General features: G+C 72.0%; 20 protein-coding genes. 7 read left to right on the forward strand and 13 right to left on the reverse strand.

Features of this window, described 5'->3' with window-relative positions:
* Positions 1-39: 39 nt before the first annotated feature.
* From glgX to OG828_RS12545, 3 genes are all read left to right on the forward strand, one after another.
* Entirely contained in the window at positions 40-2,157 is a 2,118-nt protein-coding gene (glgX, locus tag OG828_RS12535; protein ID WP_328354390.1) for a glycogen debranching protein GlgX, read from the forward strand.
* A gap of 64 nt (positions 2,158-2,221) precedes the next feature.
* A complete protein-coding gene (gene treY / locus OG828_RS12540; RefSeq protein WP_328501171.1) occupies positions 2,222-4,570 on the forward strand; it encodes a malto-oligosyltrehalose synthase in 2,349 nt (782 codons plus the stop codon).
* A gap of 603 nt (positions 4,571-5,173) precedes the next feature.
* A complete protein-coding gene (locus OG828_RS12545) occupies positions 5,174-6,424 on the forward strand; it encodes a M14 family zinc carboxypeptidase (protein ID WP_328501172.1) in 1,251 nt (416 codons plus the stop codon).
* A 92-nt stretch (positions 6,425-6,516) separates the two neighbouring features.
* On the opposite strand, the gene OG828_RS12550 is transcribed toward OG828_RS12545, so the two are convergent.
* The 3 genes from OG828_RS12550 to OG828_RS12560 form a co-directional block, all read right to left on the reverse strand.
* The gene (locus OG828_RS12550; protein WP_328501173.1) at positions 6,517-6,936 is read right to left on the reverse strand and encodes an SSI family serine proteinase inhibitor; all 420 of its coding nucleotides are present in this window, start codon (positions 6,934-6,936) and stop codon (positions 6,517-6,519) included.
* Entirely contained in the window at positions 6,933-8,303 is a 1,371-nt protein-coding gene (locus tag OG828_RS12555) for a M14 family zinc carboxypeptidase (RefSeq protein ID WP_328504860.1), read from the reverse strand. The genes OG828_RS12550 and OG828_RS12555 overlap by 4 nt, the downstream gene beginning before the upstream one ends.
* A gap of 127 nt (positions 8,304-8,430) precedes the next feature.
* Positions 8,431-8,982 (reverse strand): DUF1707 and FHA domain-containing protein, encoded by a 552-nt coding sequence (locus OG828_RS12560; protein ID WP_328354402.1) that lies wholly within the window; start codon positions 8,980-8,982, stop codon positions 8,431-8,433.
* A 174-nt stretch (positions 8,983-9,156) separates the two neighbouring features.
* Between OG828_RS12560 and treZ the strand changes: the two genes are divergently transcribed.
* The gene (treZ, locus tag OG828_RS12565; RefSeq protein ID WP_328501174.1) at positions 9,157-10,902 is read left to right on the forward strand and encodes a malto-oligosyltrehalose trehalohydrolase; all 1,746 of its coding nucleotides are present in this window, start codon (positions 9,157-9,159) and stop codon (positions 10,900-10,902) included.
* A gap of 51 nt (positions 10,903-10,953) precedes the next feature.
* Here treZ and OG828_RS12570 read toward each other — a convergent pair whose 3' ends face one another.
* The 4 genes from OG828_RS12570 to OG828_RS12585 form a co-directional block, all read right to left on the reverse strand.
* A complete protein-coding gene (locus tag OG828_RS12570; protein WP_328354408.1) occupies positions 10,954-11,895 on the reverse strand; it encodes an aminoglycoside phosphotransferase family protein in 942 nt (313 codons plus the stop codon).
* A gap of 49 nt (positions 11,896-11,944) precedes the next feature.
* Positions 11,945-13,072, reverse strand: coding sequence for an aminopeptidase P family protein (locus OG828_RS12575; protein WP_328501175.1), 1,128 nt, complete (start codon positions 13,070-13,072; stop codon positions 11,945-11,947).
* 178 nt (positions 13,073-13,250) lie between these two features.
* A complete protein-coding gene (locus OG828_RS12580; protein ID WP_328501176.1) occupies positions 13,251-13,814 on the reverse strand; it encodes a PDZ domain-containing protein in 564 nt (187 codons plus the stop codon).
* Between the two features lie 98 nt (positions 13,815-13,912).
* Positions 13,913-14,779 carry a LysR family transcriptional regulator gene (locus OG828_RS12585; RefSeq protein WP_328501177.1) on the reverse strand — a complete coding sequence of 289 codons (867 nt, stop codon included), beginning with the start codon at positions 14,777-14,779 and terminating at the stop codon, positions 13,913-13,915.
* Between the two features lie 93 nt (positions 14,780-14,872).
* Between OG828_RS12585 and OG828_RS12590 the strand changes: the two genes are divergently transcribed.
* Together OG828_RS12590 and OG828_RS12595 are read left to right on the forward strand one after the other, a co-directional pair.
* The gene (locus tag OG828_RS12590; RefSeq protein WP_328501178.1) at positions 14,873-15,610 is read left to right on the forward strand and encodes a CTP synthase C-terminal region-related (seleno)protein; all 738 of its coding nucleotides are present in this window, start codon (positions 14,873-14,875) and stop codon (positions 15,608-15,610) included.
* Positions 15,611-15,658: 48 nt separating this feature from the next.
* Entirely contained in the window at positions 15,659-17,188 is a 1,530-nt protein-coding gene (locus OG828_RS12595) for a hypothetical protein (RefSeq protein WP_328501179.1), read from the forward strand.
* Here the strand turns inward: OG828_RS12595 and cyc2 are convergent.
* Positions 17,181-19,337: a germacradienol/geosmin synthase Cyc2 gene (gene cyc2 / locus OG828_RS12600; protein ID WP_328501180.1), complete on the reverse strand. Its 2,157-nt coding sequence runs from the start codon at positions 19,335-19,337 to the stop codon at positions 17,181-17,183. The two genes, OG828_RS12595 and cyc2, sit on opposite strands and share 8 nt — an antisense overlap.
* 166 nt (positions 19,338-19,503) lie before the next feature.
* Here cyc2 and OG828_RS12605 point away from each other — a divergent pair, with 166 nt between their 5' ends.
* Positions 19,504-20,751: an endonuclease/exonuclease/phosphatase family protein gene (locus OG828_RS12605; protein ID WP_328501181.1), complete on the forward strand. Its 1,248-nt coding sequence runs from the start codon at positions 19,504-19,506 to the stop codon at positions 20,749-20,751.
* 34 nt (positions 20,752-20,785) lie between these two features.
* Here the strand turns inward: OG828_RS12605 and OG828_RS12610 are convergent, their stop codons facing one another.
* The 5 genes from OG828_RS12610 to OG828_RS12630 are packed head-to-tail and all read right to left on the reverse strand — an operon-like array spanning position 20,786 to position 25,770.
* Complete coding sequence (locus OG828_RS12610) at positions 20,786-21,535, reverse strand: ABC transporter ATP-binding protein (RefSeq protein WP_328354430.1); 750 nt, start codon at positions 21,533-21,535, stop codon at positions 20,786-20,788.
* A 9-nt stretch (positions 21,536-21,544) separates the two neighbouring features.
* Positions 21,545-23,149 (reverse strand): benzoylformate decarboxylase, encoded by a 1,605-nt coding sequence (gene mdlC, locus OG828_RS12615; protein ID WP_328501182.1) that lies wholly within the window; start codon positions 23,147-23,149, stop codon positions 21,545-21,547.
* A gap of 19 nt (positions 23,150-23,168) precedes the next feature.
* A complete protein-coding gene (locus OG828_RS12620; protein WP_328501183.1) occupies positions 23,169-24,005 on the reverse strand; it encodes an ABC transporter permease in 837 nt (278 codons plus the stop codon).
* Positions 24,002-24,802: an ABC transporter permease gene (locus tag OG828_RS12625; protein ID WP_328354439.1), complete on the reverse strand. Its 801-nt coding sequence runs from the start codon at positions 24,800-24,802 to the stop codon at positions 24,002-24,004. Before OG828_RS12625 ends, OG828_RS12620 begins: the two co-directional genes overlap by 4 nt.
* Positions 24,799-25,770 carry an ABC transporter substrate-binding protein gene (locus OG828_RS12630; RefSeq protein ID WP_328501184.1) on the reverse strand — a complete coding sequence of 324 codons (972 nt, stop codon included), beginning with the start codon at positions 25,768-25,770 and terminating at the stop codon, positions 24,799-24,801. The genes OG828_RS12625 and OG828_RS12630 overlap by 4 nt, the downstream gene beginning before the upstream one ends.
* Positions 25,771-25,804 lie beyond the last annotated feature (34 nt).

Consider the following 25,804-nt stretch of genomic DNA (forward strand, 5'->3'; position numbering starts at 1 on the left):
CGCCCCCAGCGGCGAGGCACACCTGAAAGAGTCGTATCCATGCAGGTCTGGCCTGGAGAGGCGTATCCACTCGGTGCCACGTACGACGGCGCCGGGACCAACTTCGCGGTCTTCACGGAGTCCGCGGACCGAGTAGAGCTGTGTCTGCTGCACGACGACGGCTCGGAGACGGCGGTGGAACTGCGGGAGAGCGACGCGTTCGTGCGGCACGCGTACCTGCCCGGCGTCATGCCGGGCCAGCGGTACGGCTTCCGGGCGCACGGCCCGTACGCCCCCGAGCACGGCCTGCGCTGCAACTCCGCGAAGCTGCTGCTCGACCCGTACGCGCGCGCGATCAGCGGTTCGATCGAGTGGGGCGAGGAGGTGTACGGCTATCACTTCGGCGCGCCCGACGAGCGCAACGACCTCGACTCCGCCCCGCACACGATGACGTCGGTCGTGGTCAACCCGTACTTCGACTGGGGCGACGACCGGCGCCCGCGTACCGAGTACCACCACACCGTCATCTACGAGGCGCATGTCAAGGGCCTCACGATGCGGCACCCGGGGCTGCCGGAGGAGCTGCGCGGCACGTACGCGGCCCTCGCGCATCCGGCGATCATCGAGCACCTCACCGAGCTGGGCGTCACCGCGCTGGAGCTGATGCCGGTCCACCAGTTCGTGAACGACCACCGTCTGGTGGACATGGGCCTGAACAACTACTGGGGCTACAACACGATCGGTTTCTTCGCCCCGCACAACGCGTACGCCTCCTGGGGCGACCGCGGCCAGCAGGTCCTGGAGTTCAAGTCGGCGGTGCGGGCGCTGCACGAGGCCGGTATCGAGGTCATCCTGGACGTGGTCTACAACCACACGGCCGAGGGCAACCATCTGGGCCCGACGCTGTCCTTCCGGGGCCTGGACAATCCGCAGTACTACCGGCTGGCGAACGACCCGCGCTACTACATGGACACCACCGGCACGGGCAACTCCCTGCTGATGCGGTCGCCGCACGTCCTTCAGCTGATCATGGACTCGCTGCGTTACTGGGTCACCGAGATGCACGTCGACGGCTTCCGCTTCGACCTCGCGGCGACGCTGGCCCGGCAGTTCCACGAGGTGGACCGGCTGTCGTCGTTCTTCGACCTGGTCCAGCAGGACCCGGTGGTCTCGCAGGTGAAGCTGATCGCCGAGCCGTGGGACGTGGGCGAGGGCGGCTACCAGGTGGGCAACTTCCCGCCGCTGTGGACCGAGTGGAACGGCAAGTACCGCGACACGGTACGGGACGTATGGCGGGGCGAGCCGCGCACGCTGGCGGAGTTCGCCTCCCGGCTCACGGGCTCCTCGGACCTCTACCAGGACGACGGCCGACGTCCGCTCGCCTCCATCAACTTCGTGACCTGCCACGACGGCTTCACGCTGCACGACCTGGTGTCGTACAACGACAAGCACAACCACGCCAACGGCGAGGACAACCGGGACGGCGAGAGCCACAACCGGTCGTGGAACTGCGGGGCCGAGGGCGAGACCGACGATCCGGCGGTGCTGGAGCTGCGCCGGCGGCAGATGCGCAACTTCGTCGCCACGCTGATGCTGTCCCAGGGTGTGCCGATGATCAGCCACGGGGATGAGTTCGCGCGCACCCAGGGCGGCAACAACAACGCGTACTGCCAGGACAACGAGCTGGCCTGGGTGCCCTGGCCCGAGAATTCCGAGGACGGCGGTGAGCTGCTCGCGTTCACGCGCGCGCTGGTGTGGTTGCGCAAGGAGCACCCCGTCTTCCGCAGGCGCCGCTTCTTCCACGGCCGGCCCGTGGAGGGCACCCACGACGAGCTGTCGGACATCGCCTGGTTCACCCCCGAGGGCAAGGAGATGGTCCAGCGGGACTGGGACTCGGCGCAGGCGTCGGCGCTGACGGCGTTCCTCAACGGGAACGCGATCTCGGAGCCCGGCTCGCGCGGCGAGCGCATCAGCGACGACTCGTTCCTGCTGATGTTCAACGCCTCGCACAAGTCACTGGACTTCGTGGTGCCGGTCAATCACGGCCGCCAGTGGGAGGTGGTCGTCGACACCGCTCGCGCGGACGGCGTTCCGCCGGGCACGGGAGCGAAGGTGCAGGCCGGGGACCGGCTGACGCTGGTGGACCGGAGCATGACGGTGTTGCAGCGGCCCGTGTAGGGGGACGGACTCGTCCAGGGGAGTCGATGACACGAAAGGGTGCAGGGCGGGTACGTAGGTTTCCATGACACCTGAGCGTCCTGAGCCGGTGGTGCCGACGGCCACCTACCGGCTGCAGCTGCAGCCCGACTTTCCGTTCGAGGCCGCCGCGACCGCCGTGCCGTACCTGGCGTCGCTCGGCGTCTCGCATCTGCACCTGTCCCCCGTCCTGGAGGCCGTCCCGGGCTCCGCGCACGGCTACGACGTCGTGGACCACGCGCGCGTGCGCGGCGAGCTGGGCGGCGAGGAAGGGCTGCGGCGGCTGGCGCGCACCGCGCGGGAGCACGGTCTCGGTCTGATCGCCGACATCGTCCCCAACCACATGGCGATGGCCCCGCGCCACAACCGCGCCCTGTGGGAGGTGCTCCGGGAGGGCCCGAAGTCACCGTACGCGCGCTGGTTCGACATCGACTGGGAGGCGCAGGGCGGTCGGCTGCTGCTGCCGGTGCTCGGACATCCCGTCGGGGCGGAGATGGACGCGCTGGCGGTCGACGGCGACGTCCTGCGCTACTACGACCACGAGTTCCCGTTGCGTGAGGGCACCGAGGAGCTGCCGCTGCCTCAGCTCCTGGACGCGCAGTGGTATCGCCCGGTGTGGTGGCGGCTTGCGCGTACGGAGCTGAACTACCGGCGGTTCTTCAGCATCTCGGAGCTCATCGGGGTGCGGGTGGAGGACCCGGAGGTCTTCGAGGCCACGCACGCCAAGATCCTGCAGCTGCTGCACGAGGGCGTGTTCGACGGGCTGCGGATCGACCACCCCGACGGACTCGCCGACCCGGACGCGTATCTGCGGCGCCTCCACGAGGCCACCGGCGGCCGCTGGACGGTCGTCGAGAAGATCCTGTCGGACGGTGAGCACCTGCCGGCGTCCTGGCCGGTTGCGGGCACCACCGGATACGACGCCCTGCGGCACGTGGACGGCCTCTTCACGGATCCGGCGGGGTACGGGGAACTCCTCGGCCAGTACCGGCGTTTCGCGGCCCCTCAGACCGACCGTGGCGGGCAGTGGGAGGCGACCGTACGGCGGGCGGCGTACAAGGTGCTCACGCATGAGCTGGCCGCCGAGGTCGAACGGCTGACCCGGGTCGCGAGCCGCCTGTGCGACACGTCGCCGGACCCCGTGCTGCGCGACCGGGCTCCTTGGGCGCTGCGCACCGCCCTGCAGGAGCTCCTGGTCCGTCTGGAGGTCTACCGGCCCTACGAGTCCGGGGACGCCGCCGCGGTCGTCACCGAGGAGGCCGCGGCCGAGTCCCGACAGGCCTTCGTCGTCCCCGAGGAGGCCGGCGCCGTCGACGTCGTACGCGATCTGGTGCTCGGGCGGGCCGGTGACGGGCCCGGCCACGCGGAGTTCCGGGCCCGGTTCGCCCAGACCGCGTCCGCGCTGCGCGCCAAGTCCGTGGAGGACACCGCGTTCTACCGCTATGTGCCGCTGCTGTCGGCCACCGAGGTGGGTGGAAACCCGGGCAGCCCGGCGGTGTCTGCGGAGGACTTCCACGCGTACTGCGCGCGCGTGCAGCGCGACTGGCCGGCCACCGGGACCGTCGCCTCGACGCACGACACCAAGCGCAGCGCCGATGTACGGGCCGCGCTGGCCGTGCTCACCGAGTCTCCGCAGCGCTGGGCGGACGTCCTGGCCGAGGTGACCCGCACCGGCGAGGGCGTCCCGGACGCACAGCTGGCGTGGGCGGCCTGGCAGACCGTGTTCGGGCTCGGCACGGCGGACGCGGACCGGGTGCAGGGGGCGCTGCTGAAGCATGTGCGGGAGGCCGGGCTGTACACGAGCTGGACGGAACAGGAGCCCCCGTACGAGGACGCGGTGGCCGCGTTCGTCGCGGCGGGGCCGTGCGGGGCTCCGGGCGGACACGTGACCGACTTCCGCGCCACCCTGGAGCCCCACATCCGGGCGAACGTGCTGGGCACCGCCCTGGTCCAGCTGACGATGCCGGGCGTGCCCGATCTCTACCAGGGCACGGAGGCCGAGTACCGGGCGCTGGTGGACCCGGACAACCGGCGGCCCGTGTCCTTCCCTCCGGAGCACCCCGGCGACAAGGGCGCGGTGACCGCGGCGGCCCTGCGGCTGCGCAGGCGACGCGCCGACGTCTTCGGTGACTCGGCGACGTACGCGCCGCTGGCCGCGGAGGGTCCGGGCGCCGCGCACTGTGTGGCGTTCGTGCGGTCGGGTGAGGTGGTGACCGCCGTGACGCGGCTGTCCCTGCGCCTCGCCGAGGCGGGCGGCTGGCGCGACACGCTGCTGCCGCTGCCGCCGGGGCGGTGGGCCGATGTGCTGGCTCCGGAGCGTGAGTTCACCGGGCACGCACGCGCGGACGAGCTGTTCGAGCGGCTGCCGGTGGCGCTGCTGGAGCGCGTGGGCTGAGCGCTCCGCGGGCTGTGTCGATATGCGGCTCCGCCGCGGGGCGGCGATGGGCCGTCGATCGCCTGCGGGCCCGTCGTGGCTGGGCGCTCCCCCACTCTCGAACTCGCTCGAGCGGGGGGACCCCCATCGCGGCGGAGCCGCATATCGGCACAGCCCCGCGCCCCTTCGGGGCGCTGCCGAACCGCAGCCGACTTCGCGAGAGCCGCTTGGCGCGGCTCGACGGGGGAAAGCCCGCGAGCCCTGGACGAGTCGCCCCTGGAGGGGCGCGCGCGTCGGTCGTCCACGCCGTGGTGCACGCCGTACGAGCGGGGAGCTGGTGGTCCGTGCCCGGCGCACGGATGGATGCCGTACCCAAGCGGCCACCTTGCCCGTCCAGCGGCAGCCGCATACACCCATTCGGGTGAATTCGAGGCGAGCGCGGAGGGCGCCGGGACCTACGCATCTGCACCGCACGGGAACCGGCAACCCGGCAGGCACCAACGGCCTTTCCGGGTGCCGGTCAATGCATCCGGGCGCCCCCTGGAGCCTCCCCCGCCACCGCCTTGACACTGCACGGTGACCGTGGGGTACTGCGGATTGCGAAGCCGGGCGGATGTGACGGGGGTGAGTCTCCTGCCGGAGCTGCGCTACCCCACCGTTTCCGAACTTGTCTCCTCCGCCCGGACGTTGGCCGCTCACCGGCCCGGCCTCTGTGCCCTGAGACAAGTGGGGGTCTCCCGGGCGGGCAGACCCCTCCACCTGCTGTCGATGGGCCACGCCCGCCGCGCAGTCCTGGTCGTCGCCGGCGCTCACGCCAATGAACCGACCGGGGGCTCGACGACCCTCGCCCTCGCGGAACGGGTGCTGCACGAGCGGCAGTTGCGGGCCGACACCTCCTGGCACTTCCTGCTGTGCGCCGACCCCGACGGGGCGAGCCTGCATGTGACCCCGGCGCCGCGCAGCCTCCACGACTACCACCGCGGCTTCTTCCGGCCCGCCGCACCCGAGCAGCCGGAATGGGCGCCGTCCGCTCTGCCACCGGACCGGCTGCCGCCGGAGACCCGCGCCCTGACCCGCGTCATCGACGAACTGCGACCCTTCCTCCAGGTGACCCTGCACGGCACCGACCTGGGCGGCAGCTGGGTGCAGCTGACGAAGGACGTCCCCGGCCTCGCCGAGCCGTTCGCCAAGTCCGCGGCGCAGCTGCACATCCCGGTGGAGACCGGCGCCTCCGACGTCGCCGGCTGGCCCGCCTCCGGACCCGGCGTGCATGTGATGCCCGGCCCCGGCGCGGGCGCCGCGTACCCGAGCATGCCGGACGACGCGCGGCACAGCACCTGGTACCACGTGCACCGGTACGGCGGTCTGACCGCGGTCGTCGAGGTGCCGATGTGGGCGAGCGACCTGGTGGACGACCCGGCGCCGCATCCGGCTCCGGCAGCCGAGATACGGCGGCTGGCGGAGCGGCTGCTGCGCGACTCGCTGGAGGTGGAGCGGGTGCTCGCCGAGGCGCTGCCGCGGCTCGCCGACGTCGACGGGCCCCTGCTGCGCGCGGCCAGATGGGCGCTGGAGCTGGTTCCGGGGCTCGCCGAGGACTGGATGCGGACACAGCCCGCCGACGATTCCATGGCGTACGTCGGAAGCGTGGACGCGTTCGCGCGCCGGCTGCCGTTGCGGGCGGCGGCCATGCTGATGCGCGTCCTGCAGGAGAACGGCGACCGCGCGGCGCCGCGGCTGGAGCGCCTCGTCGCGACCTGGAGCGACGCCTTCGCGGAACGCTTCCGCGCCCGCTGGGTGCCGCTGGAGCACCAGGTGGAGCACCAGTCCCGTACGGTCGTCGCGGCGGTACGGCACGCACGCGACCGGGCGACGTGACGCACCGAGTGACTCGCTGAGCGTTCACGCGCGCGTGCCGGTGATTTTGCGGATTCCGTCACGCGCGCGTACCGGCCGGGCCCGCCCGACGGTCAGGCGGGGCGCGCGAACACCGCCCCCGTCGACGCCGCCATCACGCACCGGTTCGAGAACGTCTTCGTGTACGTGACCGGCCGTCCGTTCCACTCCCCGCGCGCGTGGACGGTCACCGGCGCGTAGATCATCGTGCAGAAGGTGTCCTTCTGCGGGATGCCGCCGATGTCGCCGCCCGCGGCCTCCAGCTCCGCGCAGGCGTCAGCCGTGCGCGCGGGCCCCTTGGGCGGGTCGCACAGGAGCAGCTTGCCGGGCGTCTCGCCGGCCCGGGCGTCGCCCTGGGTGACGGTGAGGTAGAGCCAGTTGTCCGGGGGAGCCTGCCGGGGCGCCGACTGCGCCGGGGCCGCGGAGGCGACGAGGAGGGCGACCGCCGCGAGCAGGCCGCCCCGTACCGCTTTCGCTGTGGTGAAGTGCGTCATTCCCGATGCATCGGCACGGCGGCCTGTGAGCCCCACCCCGACTCACCCGAACGGGAGCGCACCGGCCCGTCCCGTCCGGCCAGTTCGAAGGCGGCGAGCACCACGCGTGCCTGGTACTCCACCTGGCGGGCGACCGGGATCCAGCGGGCCCCGCAGCCGTCGCGGTAGTCCGCGCACCACGCGTCGACCAGCCGGTCCAGTTCCGGCAGCACCCCGGCCGGGTCACCGCCCGCGCCCGCGACGAGCTGGTGCAGCAGCCCTGCCGTACGCAGCGCGAGCCGGCGTCCGGCGATGCGCAGGGTGGCCAGGTGGGCGGTGCTGAGCGGGGGCAGCGAGCGCACGCCGTCGGCGCCCTCGATGTCCGGATCCCATGCGTCGGCGAGGCCGGGGCAGACCAGTAAATAGTCGTCGACCGGGGCGAGCAGGCGTGCCGCGTCCGGTGCGCCCGCGTGGTGGAGCCGGATCCGCGTCAGGAGCCGCCGCAGGGCCTCGGTGTCGTGGCGCAGCGTGTGGCTGACGGTCCGCAGCACTCCGGCCGGGTCGGCGGGCTCGGTGGCGTCCTCCACGGCGGCCACGCTCCACATGGGCGCCTCGACGACCGCGGTCACCGTGCCGTACGGGTGCGGGTGGAACCACGTCGACTCGACGGCGGCCTCGGTGATGGCGGCGGCCAGGTCGCCCCGGCGCGGCGGCGGTATCCGGTAGACGGCGGGGCCGAGGCCCGGCCAGTACAGGGTGTCGTACGGGCCGAGTTCGCGCGGTATGCCGAGGCGGGCCGCGGTGTGCGAGACGCGTCCGGCGAGGCCGGGGAGGTCGCGGGTGAGTTCGACGAAGCCGCCGCCCACGTCGACGCCGTGCAGGGAGCACTGGAGGAACGGCCGCAGTTCGTCCTGGAGGTCGAGCAGGGCCCGGGTCTCCGGCAGTACGGCGGCTGCCGCGCCCTCGGGCAGCCATTCGGGCTGCTCGAGGAAGCCGGGCCGAAAGAAGTGCCGGAAGTAGTGGCCCAGGGTGTACGGACCGTGCAGCCAGCCCTCGTTGCGGCGCAGACCGTCGGGGTCGAGGCAGAGCAGCAGGTTCCAGGTGGCGTCGGCTCCTTCGGTGAGCCGGGGGTCCGCGAGCGCCCGTTCGGCGAGCCGCAGGGCGGTGGCACCGCCCACGGGTTCGTTGGCGTGCGGGCCGGCGACGACGAGGACCTGGCGGCTGCCGTGGCCGACGGACAGCAGCCACAGGGGCGTGCCCGCGCGGGAGGTTCCGACACGGCGCAGTCGGGCGTCCCGGGGATGCCGGGCGACGAGTGTCGCCGCCCGGGCGTGCAACTCGTCGACGGTCGGGTAGCGGAGGAGTGGCGGCAGGGCACACCTCCACATGTGGTGCCGTCGGTTCACCTGGTGTGCATGGTGTACGCACAGTCAGTCACGAGATGACGGGTACGTCAACACCGCGAGAGGCAAAGGCATTTCGGCCACCCGGGCGCGATCCCGACCGGGGCCGGACTCAGTTCGCGGCGAGCCGGAACGACATCCGCCCGAAGCCGACCTGATCACCCTCACGGACGATGGCGGCACCGATGACACGTCGTCCGTTGACCGTCGTCCCGTTGGTCGAGCCGAGGTCCCGCAGCACCCACATGCCGCCCTGCCGGCTGAGTTCGGCGTGCACCCGGGACACCGTCTCGTGGGTCAGCCGGAGCCCGTTGGCGGGGTCACGCCCTATGCGCAGCGGATGGCCGTTGCCCGCGTGGGGCAGCAGCAGCTTGGGCAGCCGCTCGGCCTGCCAGGCCCTGCGCAGCCGTACCGTGAAGCCGGAGACGGCCTCGACGGTGCCGAACACCAGCCGCGACATCCGGCTCTCGGTGGGCAGGTCGGCGGTGAGGAGCGCGAGGTCCTCGGACCGGCGGGCGGTCAGGGCCAGCTCCATGCGCCGGATGAACGTGTCGTGCGACAGGCGGCCCATTTCGACGCCGTCCCGGAGCACCTTCAGCGCCCTGTCGCGCTCCGCGTCGGAGAGCCGCGCGGGGTACGTGTTGAACTCGAAAAACGGCGTCACGCTCGTGATTGTCGGGCAGTGAACGCCGGGTGTCCAGAAAAGGCGAGAACAGCCGCCACGCGCGCGTGCTCCGACGACACCCGCCGCAAAAGGGAAGATTCAAAAGCGGATTGATCTCGTTTGAAGCACCATGGACGGGCTACATCACGGTGAGCAGACGAAGGGGAACCGTCCGTGCAGTTCGAGGTGTGGGCACCGCAGGCAGACCGAGTGACGCTCCAGTGCGAGGGCGCCACGCGCGCGTTGGAGCGCGATCCTGACCGAGCGGGCTGGTGGAGGGGGGAGGCCGATGCCGATGACGGCTCGCGGTACGGGTTCGCGCTGGACGACGGCCCCGTGCTGCCCGACCCGTGCTCGCGCCGGCAACCGGACGGCCCGGACGGGCTGAGCGCGGTCGTCGACCACGAGCGGTACGCGTGGCGCAGTGAGTGGGCCGGGCGCCCGCTGCCCGGCGCGGTCCTGTACGAGCTGCATGTGGGCACGTACACCCGCGAGGGCACCCTGGAGGCGGCCGCCGAGCGGCTCGGGCATCTCGTCGAACTGGGCGTCACGCACGTCGAGTTGATGCCGTTGTGCCCGTTCCCCGGGCGGCACGGCTGGGGGTACGAGGGGGTGTCGCTGTGGGCGGTGCACGAGCCGTACGGCGGCCCCGAGGCGCTGAAACGGTTCGTCGACCGGGCGCACGAACTGGGCCTGGGCGTGGTCCTCGACGTGGTGCACAACCATCTGGGGCCGTCCGGGAACTACCTGCCCCAGTTCGGCCCGTACTTCACCGACACGCACCACACGCCCTGGGGTTCCGCCGTCAACCTGGACGCGCCCGGTTCGGACGAGGTGCGCGAGTATCTGCTGGGCAGTTCGCTGGCGTGGCTGCGGGACTACCGGATCGACGGGCTGCGCCTGGACGCGGTGCACGCGCTGGCCGACACGCGCGCGTGCCACTTCCTGGAGGAGCTGTCGACGGCCGTGGACGCACTGGCCGCCGACGTGGGCCGGCCGCTCTTCCTCGTCGCCGAGGCCGATCTGAACGACCCCCGACTGGTCAGCCCGCGCGCGGAGGGCGGCCTGGGCCTGCACGCCCAGTGGAACGACGACTTCCACCACGCCCTGCACACGGCGCTCACCGGCGAGTCCCAGGGCTACTACGCCGACTTCGCGCGAGCCCCGTTCGCGGCACTCGCCAAGACACTCACGGGCGGCTACTTCCACGACGGCACGTACTCGAGCTTCCGGGGCCGGTCCCACGGCCGTCCCCTGGACCGTACGCGCGTGGCCGCGCACCGGCTCCTCGGCTACGCCCAGACCCACGACCAGGTGGGCAACCGCGCCCTGGGAGACCGGCTTTCGGCGTCCCTCTCCCCCGGGCAGCTGGCCTGCGCGGCGACACTGACGCTGACCGCGCCGTTCACGCCCATGCTGTTCATGGGCGAGGAGTGGGCCGCGGGCACGCCCTGGCAGTTCTTCACCGACCACACCGACCCCGAGCTCGCCGAGTCCGTACGGCGGGGCAGACGGCGGGAGTTCGCCGCGCACGGGTGGGCCGAGGAGGACGTGCCCGACCCGCAGGACCCGGCGACCCGCGACCGTTCCTGCCTCGACTGGTCCGAGCCGGAGAACGAGCCCCACGCGCGCGTGCTGGCCTGGTACCGCCGCCTCATCGCCCTGCGCCACGAGCAGGCCGACCTCACCGACCCCGACATCGCCGACACCAAGGTGGCCTACGACGAGGTGGGGCGCTGGCTCGCCTTCCGGCGCGGGGACGTCCGCGTGGCCGTCAACCTCGCCAAGGAGCCGGCGGCGATCCCCCTGGGCTCGCGTCCGGCGCAGGTACTCGCCGCGTGGGAGCCGGTCGAAGCGCCGGGCGCGGACGGGATGCTGCATCTGCCCGGGGAGTCGTGCGTGGTGCTGTTGCAGGACTGAGTGGCGGGCCCGTAAACGCTTGCGCGTTGGCCAAGACCGATCGGCCCCGCTCTATGACTCCTCGTCCCGCAACTCCGTCACCCGTTCCAGCAGGATCGCCTCCCAGGCACGCTCCAGCTGCTCCCGCAGCAGGGGCAGGGGGCTGCTGCCCCGGCCTTCGAGGCGTTCGGCGAGGCGGCTCAGGGTGTCGCAGCGGGCGAGCCAGAGGCCGCGCAGACAGGGGCGGGCGCCGTAGCCGGCGAGGGTGGCGGCGCGGACGGCGGCGGGGGATCCGACGGCGAGCGCGAGGCCGGCGATGTCCTCGGCGGGGTCGCCGAGGACCGCGTCGGCCCAGCCGAGGACGCCGCGTACCCGGCCGTCGGCGCTGACCACGAGGTGCTCGCCGGTCAGTGCGTGGTGGACGAGGACCGCGGTGCCGGGCTGGGCGGCGAGCTGGACCGCGGCGGCTGCGGTGAGCTGCTGGAGGCGTACGGCGTCGAACTCGTCGGCGGCGGCGAGGCGCCCGGCGGCGCGTTCGGCGGAGCGGCGCAGGGCCTCCAGGGAGCGGGGTGCGGCGCGCGGGACGCCGAGGGTCTCGGCCTGCCGTACGGGCACCTCGCGCAGCCCGGTGAGCAGCCCGGCCAGGTCGGCCTCCCCGACGGCGGACACGTCGTGCTCCTCGGCCGAGCCGCCGGGCACCTTGGTGTCCAGGGTGTAGGTCAGCCCGGGAGCCCACTCGCCGTGCGCCACGCTCGTCGGCACGGCGACCGGGAGGTGCGGGCGGACGAGGTCGCGCAGGCGCAGTTCGCGGCGCTGGCGGACGGTGGCGTCGCGGTCGGGGGCCAGACGCAGGACATGGCGGGTGCCGACCCACCAGGTGGCCTGCCCGCCGCCCTCCGCGACCGGCCGGACGTCGGGTCCTGCGGCGCTCTTCCCGGCGTCGGCGCCGTCCTTGAGCAGGGAACGGACCAGTCGGCGGACGGTGTCCGCGGTGGGTGTCGGTGCCTGGGTCATGGTCGCGCCGTCGTCGCTCGAAGTCGTCGTGGGAGGCTCCTGATCTCGGTCAGTTCACTATGACCAGCTCGCGGGGGGTGTCGTTGAGGCGGCGGGCGCCGTCCTCGGTGACCGTGACGATGTCCTCGATGCGGACGCCGAAGCGGCCGGGCAGATAGACGCCGGGCTCGACGGAGAAGCACATGCCGGGCACGAGGGGCTGTTCCTCGCCCTCGATCATGTACGGCGGCTCGTGCGTGGTGACGCCGATGCCGTGCCCGGTGCGGTGGATGAAGTACTCGCCGTATCCGGCGTCGGCGATGACCGCGCGGGCGGCCCGGTCCACCTCCTGGCAGGCCACCCCGGGACGTACGGCTCTGAAGCCCGCCTCCTGGGCCTCGCGTACGAGGTCGTGGACCCGGCGTTCCTCGTCGGTCGGTTCGCCGACGTGGACCGTGCGGGAGGTGTCGGAGCCGTAGCCGTCCTTCAGGCCGCCGAAGTCGAGGACGACCATGTCGCCGTGCTCGATGACCCTGTCGCCGACTTCGTGGTGCGGATTCGCCCCGTTCGGGCCGGAGGCGACGATGGTGAAGTCGACCTGGGAGTGCCCGAAGCGGCGCAGCAGACCGGCGAGGTCGGCGGCGACGTCGGACTCCTTGCGGCCGGCGAAGCGAACCTTCCGGATCTCCTCGAACGTCGCGTCCGCGGCCGCGCCGGCCGCCGCCAACAGCCTCAGTTCCGCCGCGTCCTTGACGGCGCGGAGCATCGGCAGGGCGTCGGTGAGGGAGGCGTAGGAGGTGCCGGGCAGCGCCTTCTGCAGGCCCAGCAGATGCAGGGCCCAGGTGTTGTCGCTGATGCCGAACCGCCCGGTGGAGTCGAGCAGGGCGGCGGTGGCGGCGTAGGGGTCCTTGCCGTCGGTCCAGTCGCGCAGCGTCAGCGCGGGCGCGCCGGCCGCCTTGGCCGCGTCCGGGGACTCCAGGGTGGGCACGACGAGTACGGGGTCCTGTCCGGGGGTGAGCACCAGCAGGGTGAGCCGTTCGGTGACCGCGGTGGGCGCGTAACCCGTCAGCCACACGAGGTCCGGCCCCGGCGCCACGAGCAGTCCGGCGAGCCCCGCGTCGGCGGCCGCCCGCGCCGCACGCTCCATCCGGGCCCGGTAGTCGTCGGCGCCGAAGGGCGCGGGCGCGGTGCCGGTCATCCTGGCCTCCCTGGGCGGCTGAAAGGACTACGTGCAGCATCCTGCCCGTACGGCGGGGGCCGCGCGAGCCGATTTGCCTGACTTTTCGACGCGCCGCCGGCCATCACGACAGCCGTGCGCCGACGTGCGACTGGATAGAAGCGACCCTCGACGAGCGGGATGGCAACCTTCCGGAGGGTCATGTGACGACACCCGGAATCACCGTCAACTGTTGGTATCCGCCGCCTTCATGACGCACCGTCAAGGTGACCGCCGCTCCCGGTCGGGTGTCGGCGACGGCGCGCGCGAGGTCGGCGGCCGAGTCGATCCGGGTCGTGTCGAAGGCAAGGAGTACGTCGCCCCTGACCAGCCCCGCCGTATAGCCCGGGCCGGGGACATGGACGCCGACAACCAGCGCTCCGGACTTCTCGGCGTCCACGGCCTCCACGCCGAGCGTGGCACCTGCGGGCGTCGGTGACAGGGTGGGCGTGGCGGGCGGTGGGGTGGGCGGTGGGGTGGGTCCGGGGAGCGCCTGGCCTTGCAGATCGGCCAGCTTGCTCATGCCGATCACGGTGGCGCCCACTGTCCCCAGGCCGACGCCGGACAGGACCAGGACGGTCCCGACGAGCAGGCCGAACAGCAGGGTGGTGAGCCGTCGGCGACGCCGGCGGGCGGCGTGCGGACGCCGGACGGGGTCGGGCGTGGGGCTGCCGCCGGGGTCCTGACCGGGCATCGGCTTGGGTCGCAACGCTGTCTGTTCCATGTCTCGCCTCCGGCTGAGAACTACCCGGAGCACCGCCGCACGACGAGCCACGAACGAGTGAGACTGACCCATGGTCAAGAACGGGAGGCCGTAGTGACTCACGCCCGTTCGGTCAACGCCTCCACCACCGCTGCCGCCGCTCCCCGCACCGAACCCCCGTGCACCAGTTCCGTGCGGTGGACGACCCGCGGTTGCGTGACCGGGACGGCGACCGTGCCCGGCACCGCCTCGGCCGCCGAGCGGGGCAGCAGGGTCAGGCCGTGGCCCGCGGCGGCCAGGGCGGTGAGGGCGCGGACGTCCGTGCCGTCGTAGCGCAGGGAGGGGCGGAAGCCATGACCGCCGTTGGCGGCCCGGAGGTGGGCGAGCGGCAGTCCCGTGTCGGGGGCATCGAGCCAGCGGGCGTCGGCAAGGTCGCCCAGGCGCAGTCCGGAGCGCCGGGCCAGCGGATGCGTAGCGGGCAGGAGGACGCATACGGGCTCCTCCCCCACGCCGTACGTGGTCAGCGGCGCCACGTCGGGCAGCCGCAGCGGATCGCTGGGCGCGGCCAGTCCGTCGACCAGACCGAGGTCGGCGGCACCGGTGGCCACGGCCGCCGGAATCCCGTCGCGAGACAGCACCCGCAAGGTCACTCCCGCGACCGGCAGGGCGGCCAGAACCCGGGGCCCGAGCGCGGTCGGAGCGGCGGCGAGCGTCAGGCCGTGCGCGGGCGCCGCCGCCATCCGTACGACGTCCGCGCGAGCGGCGTCCAGGCGCAGCAGCAACGGTCCCGCGTGTTCGAGCAGCCGCTCGCCGGCCGCTGTCGGAGCGACGGGGCGGCGAGTGAGCAGCGAAGCCCCCAGGTCCTGTTCGAGCGCCGCGATGTGCTGGGAGACCGCCGACTGGGTGTAGCCGAGGTCGCGGGCGGCCTCGGAGAAGGAGGCGAGGCGGGCGACGGTGACGTACGTACGCAGGAGGTGCGGGTCCATGCCCCTAAGGATCCCACTGCATCAGCATGGCTTATCGACGGTGTAGAAAACATCGTTGGACGTGAACCTCGGGGCGAACCCAGGATGAAGACCATGACGAACACAGCAGCCCGTCTCGCCCTGGTCGGCGACCGCTCCCCCAACGTCGCCTCGCACACCCGGATCCCCCTCCTGCTCGACGCGCTCGCCGAGCGCGACCGGCTGGTGCTCGACGCCTACTGGATCGGCTCCGAGGACGCCGAGGACCCCGACGCCGTACGCGGGTTCGACGCGGTGTGGGTGCTGCCGGGGAGCCCGTACCTCAGCGAGGCCGGTGTGCTCACGGCGATCCGCACGGCCCGCGTGGAGAGCATTCCGTTCCTGGGCACGTGCGGCGGGTTCCAGCACGCCCTCCTCGAGTACGCCCGTGAGGTCTGCGGCCTGACGCGGGCGGCACACGCGGAGAACGACCCCGACGCCGAGGACCCGCTCATCGAGCCGCTGGCCTGTTCGCTCGCCGGACACGAGGCCGTGGTCAGGATCGAGCCGAGTTCGCTCGCGCAGACCGTGATCGGATCCGAGCGGACGATCGAGCGCTACTTCTGCGCATACGGCCCGACCCGCCACCTCGACACCCTGCGCACCCACGGGCTGCGCTTCTCCGGTCACGACGAGGACGGCCACCCACGCATCGCCGAACTCCCAGGTCATCCCTTCTTCCTGGCCTCGCTCTTCCAGCCGGAACTGTCCGGTGACGGATCGCGCCCGCACCCGATGGTCCGCGCGCTGGCCCGCGCCGCCGTGGAACACGCACGTCAGGCCGCCACGGGACAGGTACGTCAGCCCGTGTGAGCCGAGCGGCAGGTCCCGTTGTCAGTGGCGGCTGTTACGTTCTGTGACATGACCGATCACGCCTTGCGGCTTCTCAGGCAGGACTCCCACCTGGCCGAACTGGCTGCGTTTCCCTTCAACTTCGACCTGGCTCGCGCGGACGCGGCCCATGTCGAGCCGGTCCGCCTGGCCTCGGGCGGACCGCTGGAGGTGGTGGCCGGGGACGACACGGGCGGTACGTATTTCGTGTGCGCGGACGGCTCCCTGCTGTACGCCGACTCCGAGGGCTCGGCCGGGATCATCGGCTCGAGTGTCGACGAGGCGCTCGAGACAGTGATCGGTCTGCCCGGCTGGCACGACTACTTGGATCTGTCGCCCAGCAACGGCGAGGAGGCGATCCTCGCGCGGGTCGCGGAGATCGAGGAGGAGATCCGGGAGTGCCACTCGATCGACGAGGAGCGGGCCGAGCTCCGTGCCGCGCTGGGCCTGCCCGAGCGCTCCCCGGTCGAGCTGATCGGGATGCTGCATGCCGCCCTGCTGCGTACCGAACCCGACTTCCTGCTGCTGAACGGGGAGGAGTTGTGCGCCTACGACCTGCTCGACCGGCATCCCCGGCCCCCGCTGTGGGAGCCGGTGCTCGCGCGGGGCCGCGCCGATCTGGCCTCACTGCGGGCGGGCGAGCGGACGGTGTGGGACCTGATGGCCGAGGATCCGGTACGACGCCGACTCGCCCTGCGCGCCGCCCAGTTCGACCGCGCGGAGGGCGATCTCGGTCTGCTGAGGCATCTGCTGCGACATGAGGCGGACTCGTCGATGACCGACGAACTGCGGCTCGCGGCCGTGCTGGTGGGGCTGCGGGGTGACGTCGCCGATCTGCCGCTGCTGCATGAGGTCCGCGAGACGGACTACGACACACACTGCGGGCTCAGCGAGATCCCCGAACCGGGCGCGGACGCCGCCGAGTTGGTGCACTGGGCCGAGGAGCTGGACGACTCGATGTTCGGCACGGACCCGGCCGACGAGCCGCTGTCCACCTGGACGGAACTCGCCCTGGACCAAGGCATGACCGAACTCGCCCGGGTGGCCTTGATCCGCGAACTCGACGAGATCTTCCTCGACCAGACCAAGCTGCGGCACCCCTTGGATCCGACCCGGATGGAGACATCACAGATCAACTGGCTCGTCCACGATCTGAAGCGGGTGGGCGACCTCCCGCAGGCACTGCGCGCCCGACGCCTCCACGCCACGCTTCAGGAGTCGGCGTGGGACCGGGTCTCGGCGCGCCTGGATCAGGCCCAGCTGGAGCGCGCTTGCGGGCAACTCGCCCGTGCCAACGGCACCTTGACGTCGATACGTGCCATCCTGGCCGACCCAGGCGACGACTCCCTCCGACACTGGACCCGCGTGAACTTCGGCCGCTTCATAGCCGAGGAGCACTACGCCCTGACCCGTGTCCTCGCCGACGCCGCCCTGACGGAGGAGGCCCACATCCTCCTCACCGCCGCCGACGCGATACTCGGCGAGCTCTCGGGGAACGGCATGAAGAGCCTCCGGGAGCTCGCCGAGGAAACCGCCGAGCGGCTGCGGGACGTCAGCTGACGGGCAGCGCCGGCGGTCGGTCCGGGAGGAAGCCGTGGGCGCGGCGGGACAGCCAGTCGGCCTTGTAGCGGTCGACGTTCCGGTGCCAGTTCAGGATGCCCGCCATCCAGTTCTGCAGGTCGGTGACATAGCCTCGCATGATCGCGCGGGCCTCGTCGGAGAGCGCGAAGTCCTCGTAGACGATGGGCAGTTCATGGGCGGCGACGTGCTGGAACTGCTGCATGCGCTGGGTCATCAGGTCATGGACGACGCCGACCGCGGTCGGGTAGTCGCAGCCGAAGAAGTTCTGGACGACGAGGACGGCGTTGTGGATCTCACCCTCGTACTCGATCTCCTTCTGGTAGGAGAACACGTCGTTCACCAGGCAGGCGTAGTCGACGGCCGCGTTCTCCAGGGAGCGGACGGGGCCGCTGCGGTACACCTCCGCGGGGACGGCGGGGCCGTGGCCCACCCGGCACAGGCTCATGGTGAGGTCGGCGCCGAAGGTGGCGCGCCGCATCTCCAGGTAGTCGACCGGGTCGGGGACGCGATTCTGGAGCTGGTTGGACAGCTCCCACACCCAGCTCTCGGTCATGACGTCCACCGTGGCCTTCACGGTGCGCCGTTGCTCGGTGGTCATCTCCGCCGTCGTGCGGGCCCACAGGTCGATCAGTCCGCGTTCCATCGCGTTCGCGGGGGCGGGGACCTCTTCGCCGTCGACGGGCATGCAGGCGGACAGGCGTGCCGTGGTCAGGCGGGCGGCGGCCAGGTCGCGGCGGTGACCGAAGACGAGCGGGTAGTAGTCGTCGCCGTAGGTGCCCCAGGCGAGCCACTGGGCGCTGAGGCCGAGTGCCTCGAGGGTGGCGTCGGGGTCGAGGCCCGCCGAGCACAGCGCGAGGTCGTAGGCGCGGAGTTTGTCCTCGTCCCAGACGCCTTCCTGGAGGATGCCCATGCGGTTCGCCCAGCCGGTGAGGCGGTGGCGGGCGTCGTCGAGGTGCGGGCTGAGCTCCACCTGGAAGGGCATGTGGAAGTCGGGCAGCAGGGACGGGCCGACCTTCTGGAACGGCACGTGGGTGTAGGCACGCAGGCGCTCGGCGCCGGCCGCGGCGAGGAGCGCGCCGACGTCGGCGGCGGAGGTGCCGGGGCCGGTCAGCACCTGCCAGGGTGAGGTGGCTCGGGCGCGCTTGTTCATGTAGCGGCTGGAGCGCATGTGCCATTCGTGGCCGCCGGACTGCCAGTCCTGAAGTCCCTTGGTGTACGCGGCGATCGCGGCGAGTTCCCCGGGGGCGAGGCCCTTCTCCAGGGCCAGTGCGGGCACTTCGGTGAGGGCGGTGTGCTCGAACTGGTGCAGCCGGGAGGTCAGGATGTCGTTGACGGTGTCGGCGGCCTCCTGGGTGGTGCAGCCGAAGAAGGTCTCCAGGACGAGTACGCCGTTGCTGAGTTCGCCCTCGTCCTCGACCTCCCGCTGGTAGGAGAAGAGGTCGTTGCGCAGATGCACCGCGTCGGAGAACGTCTCCATCAGGACCCTGAGCGGCCTCGACCCGGCGACGGCCGCGGGCACTTCGGCGGTCGCGTACTCCACGAGCCCCGACGACCAAGGGGCGCCGCCCACCTTGCGGCGCATCTCGATGTATTCGACGGGGTTGGCGATCCGCCCCTCGTTGATGTTGGACAGCTCCCACAGGGACTCGTTGAGCAGATGCTCGGTGGCGACCGAGAAGCGCCGCCGCCAGTCGGCGGACATGGCGGGCACCGTGCGAGCCCACAGGTCGGCGAGACCGGCCTCCACCGGGTTCTGCGGCTCGGGCACCTCGGCGGACAGGTCCATCGGCATGAACAGCGGCAGCCGGTCCAGATAGGCCTTGCCGCCGGCGCGGTCCTGGGTGCGCTTGAAGATCTCCAGGAAGTGGTCGTCGAAGAAGAAGACCCACACGTACCAGTCTGTGATGAGGGAGAGGGCGGGTCCGTCGCAGTCGGGATGGGTGTAGGCGCAGAGCAGGCCGTAGTCATGCGCGTCGAGGTCGGACTGTTCCCAGATCCCGGACCCCTCCAGCATGCCCATCTCGCGCGCCCAGGCGGTCGAGTGGGCGCGGGCCTCGTCGACATGCGGGTTCAGCCGCGCGGGATACGGCATGTAGAAGTGCGGGAGTTCGAAGGGCTGCTGCGTCATGGCCGGGCCCTACCCACGCGTTTCGGGCGACATCCGCGACCCCGGACATGATCACACCATCGCGTGAATCAGGGGTGAATCCGGGAGTTCTCGACGGGACTTGTGGCGTTCATCTCTACGCGCGCAGACTACGGAAATTCACGTGTCCCTCCGTAAGGGAGTTCCGATGAACCAGCCCAGATCCCTCTCCCGCCGCACCACGCTCGCCGCACTCGCCGGGGCGGCGCTGGCCGGCACCTCGGCCGTGCCCGCGGCGGCATCGGACCGCCATGGTCGTACGGTGCGTTTCGCCACGTTCAACGCCTCCCTGAACCGCGGCACTCAGGGCGCGCTCGTGTCCGATCTGTCCACGCCGGACAACACCCAGGCGAAGAACGCCGCGGAGACGATCCAGCGGGTCGACCCGGACGTGCTGCTGATCAACGAGTTCGACTACGTCGAGTCCGGTGCGGCGGTCCGCCTCTTCCTGCGCAACTACCTCGCCGTCGGGCAGAACGGCGCGAAGCCGGTCCGCTACCGGTACCACTTCACCGCCCCGGTGAACACGGGCGTGGCCTCGGGTCTGGACCTCGACGGGCGCAACGGCGCGGTGACGACGCCCGGTTCGGACGCGTACGGCCAGGACGCGTACGGATACGGCTGGTTCCCCGGGCAGTACGGCATGGCCGTGCTCTCCAAGTACCCGATCGACACCCGCGCGGTGCGCACCTTCCAGCGTTTCCTGTGGCGGGACATGCCCGGCAACATCATGCCGACCGACTACTACAGCGCCGAGGCGCAGGCGGTCTTGCGGCTCTCCTCCAAGAGCCACTGGGACGTGCCGGTGTGCGTCGGTCGCTCCGCAGAAGACACAGTGCACTTCCTGGTGTCGCACCCCACGCCGCCCACCTTCGACGGCACCGAGGACCGCAACGGCCGGCGCAACCACGACGAGATCCGCCTGTGGGCCGACTACATCGGGGGGCGCCGGCGCGGCTCGTACCTGTACGACGACAAGGGCAGGCGCGGCGGTCTGCGGCCGGGGGCGCGTTTCGTGCTGGCCGGCGATCAGAACGCCGATCCGTACGACGGCGACAGCTACGACCACGCCATCCGCCTGCTCCTCGACCATCCGGCGGTCAACCTGCCCAAGGTGCCGCCGACGAGCAAGGGCGCGGTCGAGGCGGCGCGGCTCCAGGGGGGTGCCAACACCTCGCACACCGGTGATCCCGCGTACGACACGGCGGACTTCGGCGACACCGCTCCGGGCAATCTGCGCGTCGACTACGTCCTGCCGTCCAGGGGGCTGATACCCGCGTCGAACGGCGTGTTCTGGCCGACGTCCGACGACCCGCTGTACCGGCTGGTGGGCGGCGGGGCGAACGTGCCGACCTCCGATCACCGGCTGGTGTGGCAGGACGTGCGCGTGGTCTGACCGTCCCCGTCAGTACTCCCGGCAGGACTCCCCGTCAGGCCCCCCGCACCGCCCGGCCCACCTCGGTCCGCAGCGCCACGAACTCGGGCAGTCCCCGGGTGGTGATCTGGTCCCGCTTGCCGGGGAGTTCGACCGGCAGGTCCCGTAGCACGCGGGAGCCGGGGCCCGGGGAGAGGACGACGACGCGATCGCCGACGTACACGCTCTCGTCGATGTCGTGGGTGACGAAGACGATGGTGGTGCCGTCGGTGCGGTGGACCTCGAGGAGGAGGTCTTCGAGGTCCTCGCGGGTCTGGGCGTCGAGGGAGCCGAAGGGCTCGTCCATGAGGAGCAGCGAGGGGCGGCAGACCAGGGCGCGGGCGATGGCGACGCGCTGCTGCATTCCGCCGGAGAGCTGCCAGGGGTGACGGCGGGCGGCGCCGTCGAGGCCGACGCGTTCCAGGATCCGCTCGGCCTCACCGCGCCGCTCGGCCCGGCCGAGGCCACGGCGGCGCAGCGGCAGGGCGACGTTGTCGCGGACGGTGAGCCAGGGGAAGAGGGAACGGCCATAGTCCTGGAAGACGACAGCGAGTCGGTCGGGCACGCCGGTGACCGGTGTGCCGTCGATGGTGACCGTGCCCTCGCGGGCGGGGAGCAGGCCCGCGATGGTGCGCAGCAGGGTGGACTTGCCGCAGCCGGACGGGCCGACGACGCTCAGGAGCTGGCCGTCGGGGACGGTGAGGGTGATGTCGTGCAGGACGGGGTGGTCGCCGTAGTGCTGGGCGACTTCGTCTAGGCGGAGCATCCGGAAGCGTCACCTGGCCCAGGGTTCGTAGAGCGCGCCCTCGGTGTCGGCGACGCGGAGGTGGAGGAGATGCGGGCCCGCCTCGTCGCCCGCGTTCAGGGCGCGGTCGAGGGCGGCGGGGAGGTCGTCGGGGTGGGCGGCGTACGAGGCGGGGCAGCCGAAGGAGGCGGCGAGGGCGGCGAAGTCGATGCCCTCGATGTTTGTGCCGGGGACGGGAGAGATGCCGATCCGGCGGCCGAGGGCGCGGACGGCGCCGTAACCGCGGTTGTCGAGGACGAGGAAACTGACCGGAGCGCCGAGGCTCGCGGCGGTCCACAGCGCCTGCACCGAGTACAGCGCGGAGCCGTCGCCGATCACGCACACCACCCGGCGCCGGTCGGCGAGGGCTCGGCCGACCGCGAGGGGCAGCCCCCAGCCGAGGGCTCCGCTGCCGGTGGTCAGGAAGCCGCCGGGGAGGTCGACGGGCACGCGCGCGTGGAGCGCGTCCCGGTGGCTGGGGGCCTCCTCGACGAGGACGCGGTCGCGGGGCAGGCGCTCGCGCAGGAGGTCGAAGACCAGCTCCGGGGTGATGTCGGGTGCGGCCGGCACGGGTTCGGGTGCCGGGCGGGGCGGGGGCGGGGCGCGGTCGGGGTCCAACAGCCGCGCGGTGAGGTGGGCGAGGGCCGGTTTGAGGGTGGTGACGAGGCTGGTGCCCAGCGGCAGCCAGGCCGCCTGCGCCGGGTCGCAGTCCAGGTGGAACAGCTCGGTGCCGGGCGGCAGGAGCGGGCCGTCGTCGGCGACGTGGTAGGTGAACAGGGGTGCGCCGAGGGCCACGACCACGTCGTACGGTGCCAGGCGCGCGGCGAGTGCGCCTGCGACCGGGGGCAGGAAGCCCTGGAAGAGCGGGTGGGTCTCGGGGAAGCCCGAACGGCCGGACAGCGGGCTGATCCACACCGCCGACCTGGTGCGCTCGGCCAGCGCACGCGCCTCGGACTGCGCCTCCTCGTCGTCCACGCCCGGGCCGATCACCAGCGCGGGCCGGGCGCACGTGTCGAGCCGGGCGGCCAGGTGGGCCAGCGCCGAGGGCGAGGCCATGAAGCCGCCGTGCACGGTCCGCGGCGCCACGGGCTCGGCGGGCCGGTCCCAGTCGTCCTCCGGTACGGAGACGAAGACCGGTCCTCGCGGGTGGGTCATCGCGATCCGGTGGGCCTCGGCGAGGACGGCGGGCACGTCGGCGGCGCGTTCCGGCTGGCGGGCGAACTTCACGTACGGGCGCGGGAATTCGGCGGGCTGGTCGGCGCCGAGGAATGGGCGCAGCTGGATCAGCGAGCGTGCCTGTTGGCCCGCGACGATCACCAGGGGGACACGGTCGCGGTAGGCGTTGAAGACGGCGCCCAGGCCGTGACCGACACCACCGGCGGAGTGGAGGGAGACGAAGGCGGCGGTGCGGGTGCCGAGGGCGTGTCCGGCGGCCATGGCGACGGCGGTGGACTCCTGGAGGCCGAGGACGTAGGTGAAGTCGTCGGGCCAGTCGCGGAGCATGCGCAGTTCCGTGGAGCCGGGGTTGCCGAAGACGGTGGTCATGCCGGTGTCGCGCAGCAGCCGCACGACGGCGTCGAGGACGGTTCCGCTCATACGGGCCTCCCCTGTGCGCTCATATGGGCCTCCCCTTGCCGATCAGCCGTTTCTCGACCGCCAGCAGGCCGGTGTTGAGCAGATACCCGAGGGCGCCGAGCAGGACCAGCGCCGCCCATACGGTGAGCAGGTCGGAACGGGACTGGGCGTCGGTGAGCGTGAAGCCGATGCCGTTCGCGGTGCCCGGCAGCAGTTCCGAGAACACCATGAGGATGAGGGAGAGCGAAAGGCTCAGGCGCAGGCCCGCGAAGATGCGCGGCAGCGCGGAGGGCAGGAGGAGGAAGCGGAGCCTTTCGACGGCGTTCAGTCGCAGGACCGCGGCGACGTCGAGGCGCAGCGGGTCGGTGTTGCGGGCCCCCTCCGCGGTGTTGATCAGCACCGGCCAGAGAGCGCTGAAGGCGATCGACGCGACCTGCATCTGCGTACCGAAGTCGAGGACGACGACGAAGACGGGGACGAGGGCCGGGGGTGGTACGGCCCGCGCGAACTGGAGCACCGGGTTGCACAGCGCGTACGTCCGGCGCGAGCGGCCCACCGCCACGCCGAGCGCGATGCCGGCGACGGCGGCGATCACGAACCCGGCGGCCATCCGGCCGAGGCTGGGGCCGATGTTGTCGACGGCAGCGTCGGTGAGGAACACCTGCCGGACCGGGCCGGAGAACCACAACTCGTAGGCGTGGTCGGCGATACGGCCCGGTGGCGGGAAGTACACGCTGTCGTGCGCCCGGGCGGCCACCTCCCAGCACCCGACGGCGACGGCGAGCACGACCCAACGCAGCAGCACACCGCCCACGGCGACCCGCCCGACCTGCCGTACGCCACCGCCCCGCACCGCCACCGCACCGTCCCGGCTCACACGCCCCTCCCCCGATAGGCCGCCGCCCGTTCCCGCTGCTCCGGCGTCCACGGGAACAGCCGCCGTTCGCCCCAGACCAGGACGCCGTTGATGACGAGACCCAGCGCGCCCGCCCACACCACACCCGCGAGCACGTCCCGGGTGCCGTCCGTCGACAGGCTCGCCTGGGCGATGAAGATGCCGAGGCCCTCGCCGAAGCCCGCGAGGATCTCCGTGGCGACGGCGAGGATGAGCGCGACGGCGGCCGAGATGCGGATGCCGGCGGCGATGAAGGGGGCCGTGCCGGGGAGTTCGACGCGCAGCAGGACGGCGAGCCGCCCGAAGCCGAAGGCGCGCAGGGTGTCCTTGGCGAGGGGGTCGGTCTCGCCGAGGCCGTAGATGGTGTTGAAGAGGATCGGCCACACGCACGCGTAGGTGATCAGCGCGACCTTGGTCTCGGTGCCGGAGCCGAGCAGCAGGGAGACCAGCGGGATCAGCGCGACGGACGGCAGCGGCCGCAGGAACTCCACGATCGCGCGTACGGCGGCGTCGACGAGGGGCACGCTGCCCAGCAGCAGACCCAGCGGGACCGCGATCGCGCACGCGAGGCCGAGCCCGAGCACCCAGGCGCGCAGGGTGGCCCCGATACCGTCCAGGAAAACGCTGTCACCCGCCAACTCCAAGGCCCGCGAGAGGACTTCGGAGGCGGGCGGCAGATAGCTGCGGCGCACGATCCCGGCCCGGCTCACCGCCTCGCACACCCCGAAGGCGAGGAGCACGCCGAGGAGACCGAGCCCGAGTTCCTGACGCCGTTTCACTTCACCACGAGGGTCGCCGGGTCGATCGGCTTCTTCAGCATCCCCTGTTTCTTCATCAGGTCGGTGAGCCGGGAGATCTGCTCGGCGTCCACGGTGGGCGGAAAGGCCGGCAGGTCGATCTGCTCCGCCTGTCCCTCGGTCACCTTCGTGTACGTCGGCAGGATCTCCCGTACCGCCGACGGGTCCTTCCCGGCGATCTCGGCGGCGGCCTTGAGGGCCCGTTGGAAGGCGGCGAGGGTCTCCTCGTTCTCGTCCGCGAACCGGCTCGAGGTGAGGTAACCGCTGAGCGGGATGTCCTCGACGGGCGCGGCAGCCCCGTCCACCACGACCCTCGCCTGCAACTCGTCCTGGATCACGCTGTCGAAGGGCTCGACCGCGTGGACCGCGTCGACCTGCCCCTTCTCCAGGGCGGCGCCCATCTGCGGGAACGCGACCTGCCGGTAGACCGGCTTGCCGACCCCCTCCTTCTCCAGGATCTCGTTGAGGGTCAGCGACTGAACGTTGTTGAGAACGTTGACGGCGAGTTTCCGCCCCTCGAGGTCGGCGGCGGTCTTGATGTCCGAGTCCTTCGGGACCAGTACGTCCATCATGTGCGGCGCGGCCCGGATCGACTCGGCGACGATCCGGATGTCGAGGGTGCCCTGCTCATGGGCCTGGAAGTAGGTGACGTAGTTGGCGCTCGCCACCATGTCGACCTGCCCCTTCGACAGCGCGGGCAGCGCCTGGAGGCTCTGCTGGATCTGCTGGATCCGCACGTCCAGGCCCTCCTTCTCGAAGAGCCCGCGATCCCGGGCGATGTAGAGGGCGGCGCAGTCGATCAGCGGCAGTGCGGCCACGGTGACGGTTTTCCCACCGCCGGACGCGGAGTCGGAGCCCCCGTCGTCGCCGCATGCCGTGAGGGCGAGGGTCAGGGCGGCCAGGGTCGCCGCGAGCTTCCGCGGTCCCGCAGGTAAGTGACATGACGTCATGCGCGCATGAGTATCAGGGATTTGTCATGATCAC

The sequence above is a fragment of the Streptomyces sp. NBC_00457 genome (assembly GCF_036014015.1).
In the GTDB taxonomy this organism is placed as follows: Bacteria; Actinomycetota; Actinomycetes; order Streptomycetales; family Streptomycetaceae; genus Streptomyces.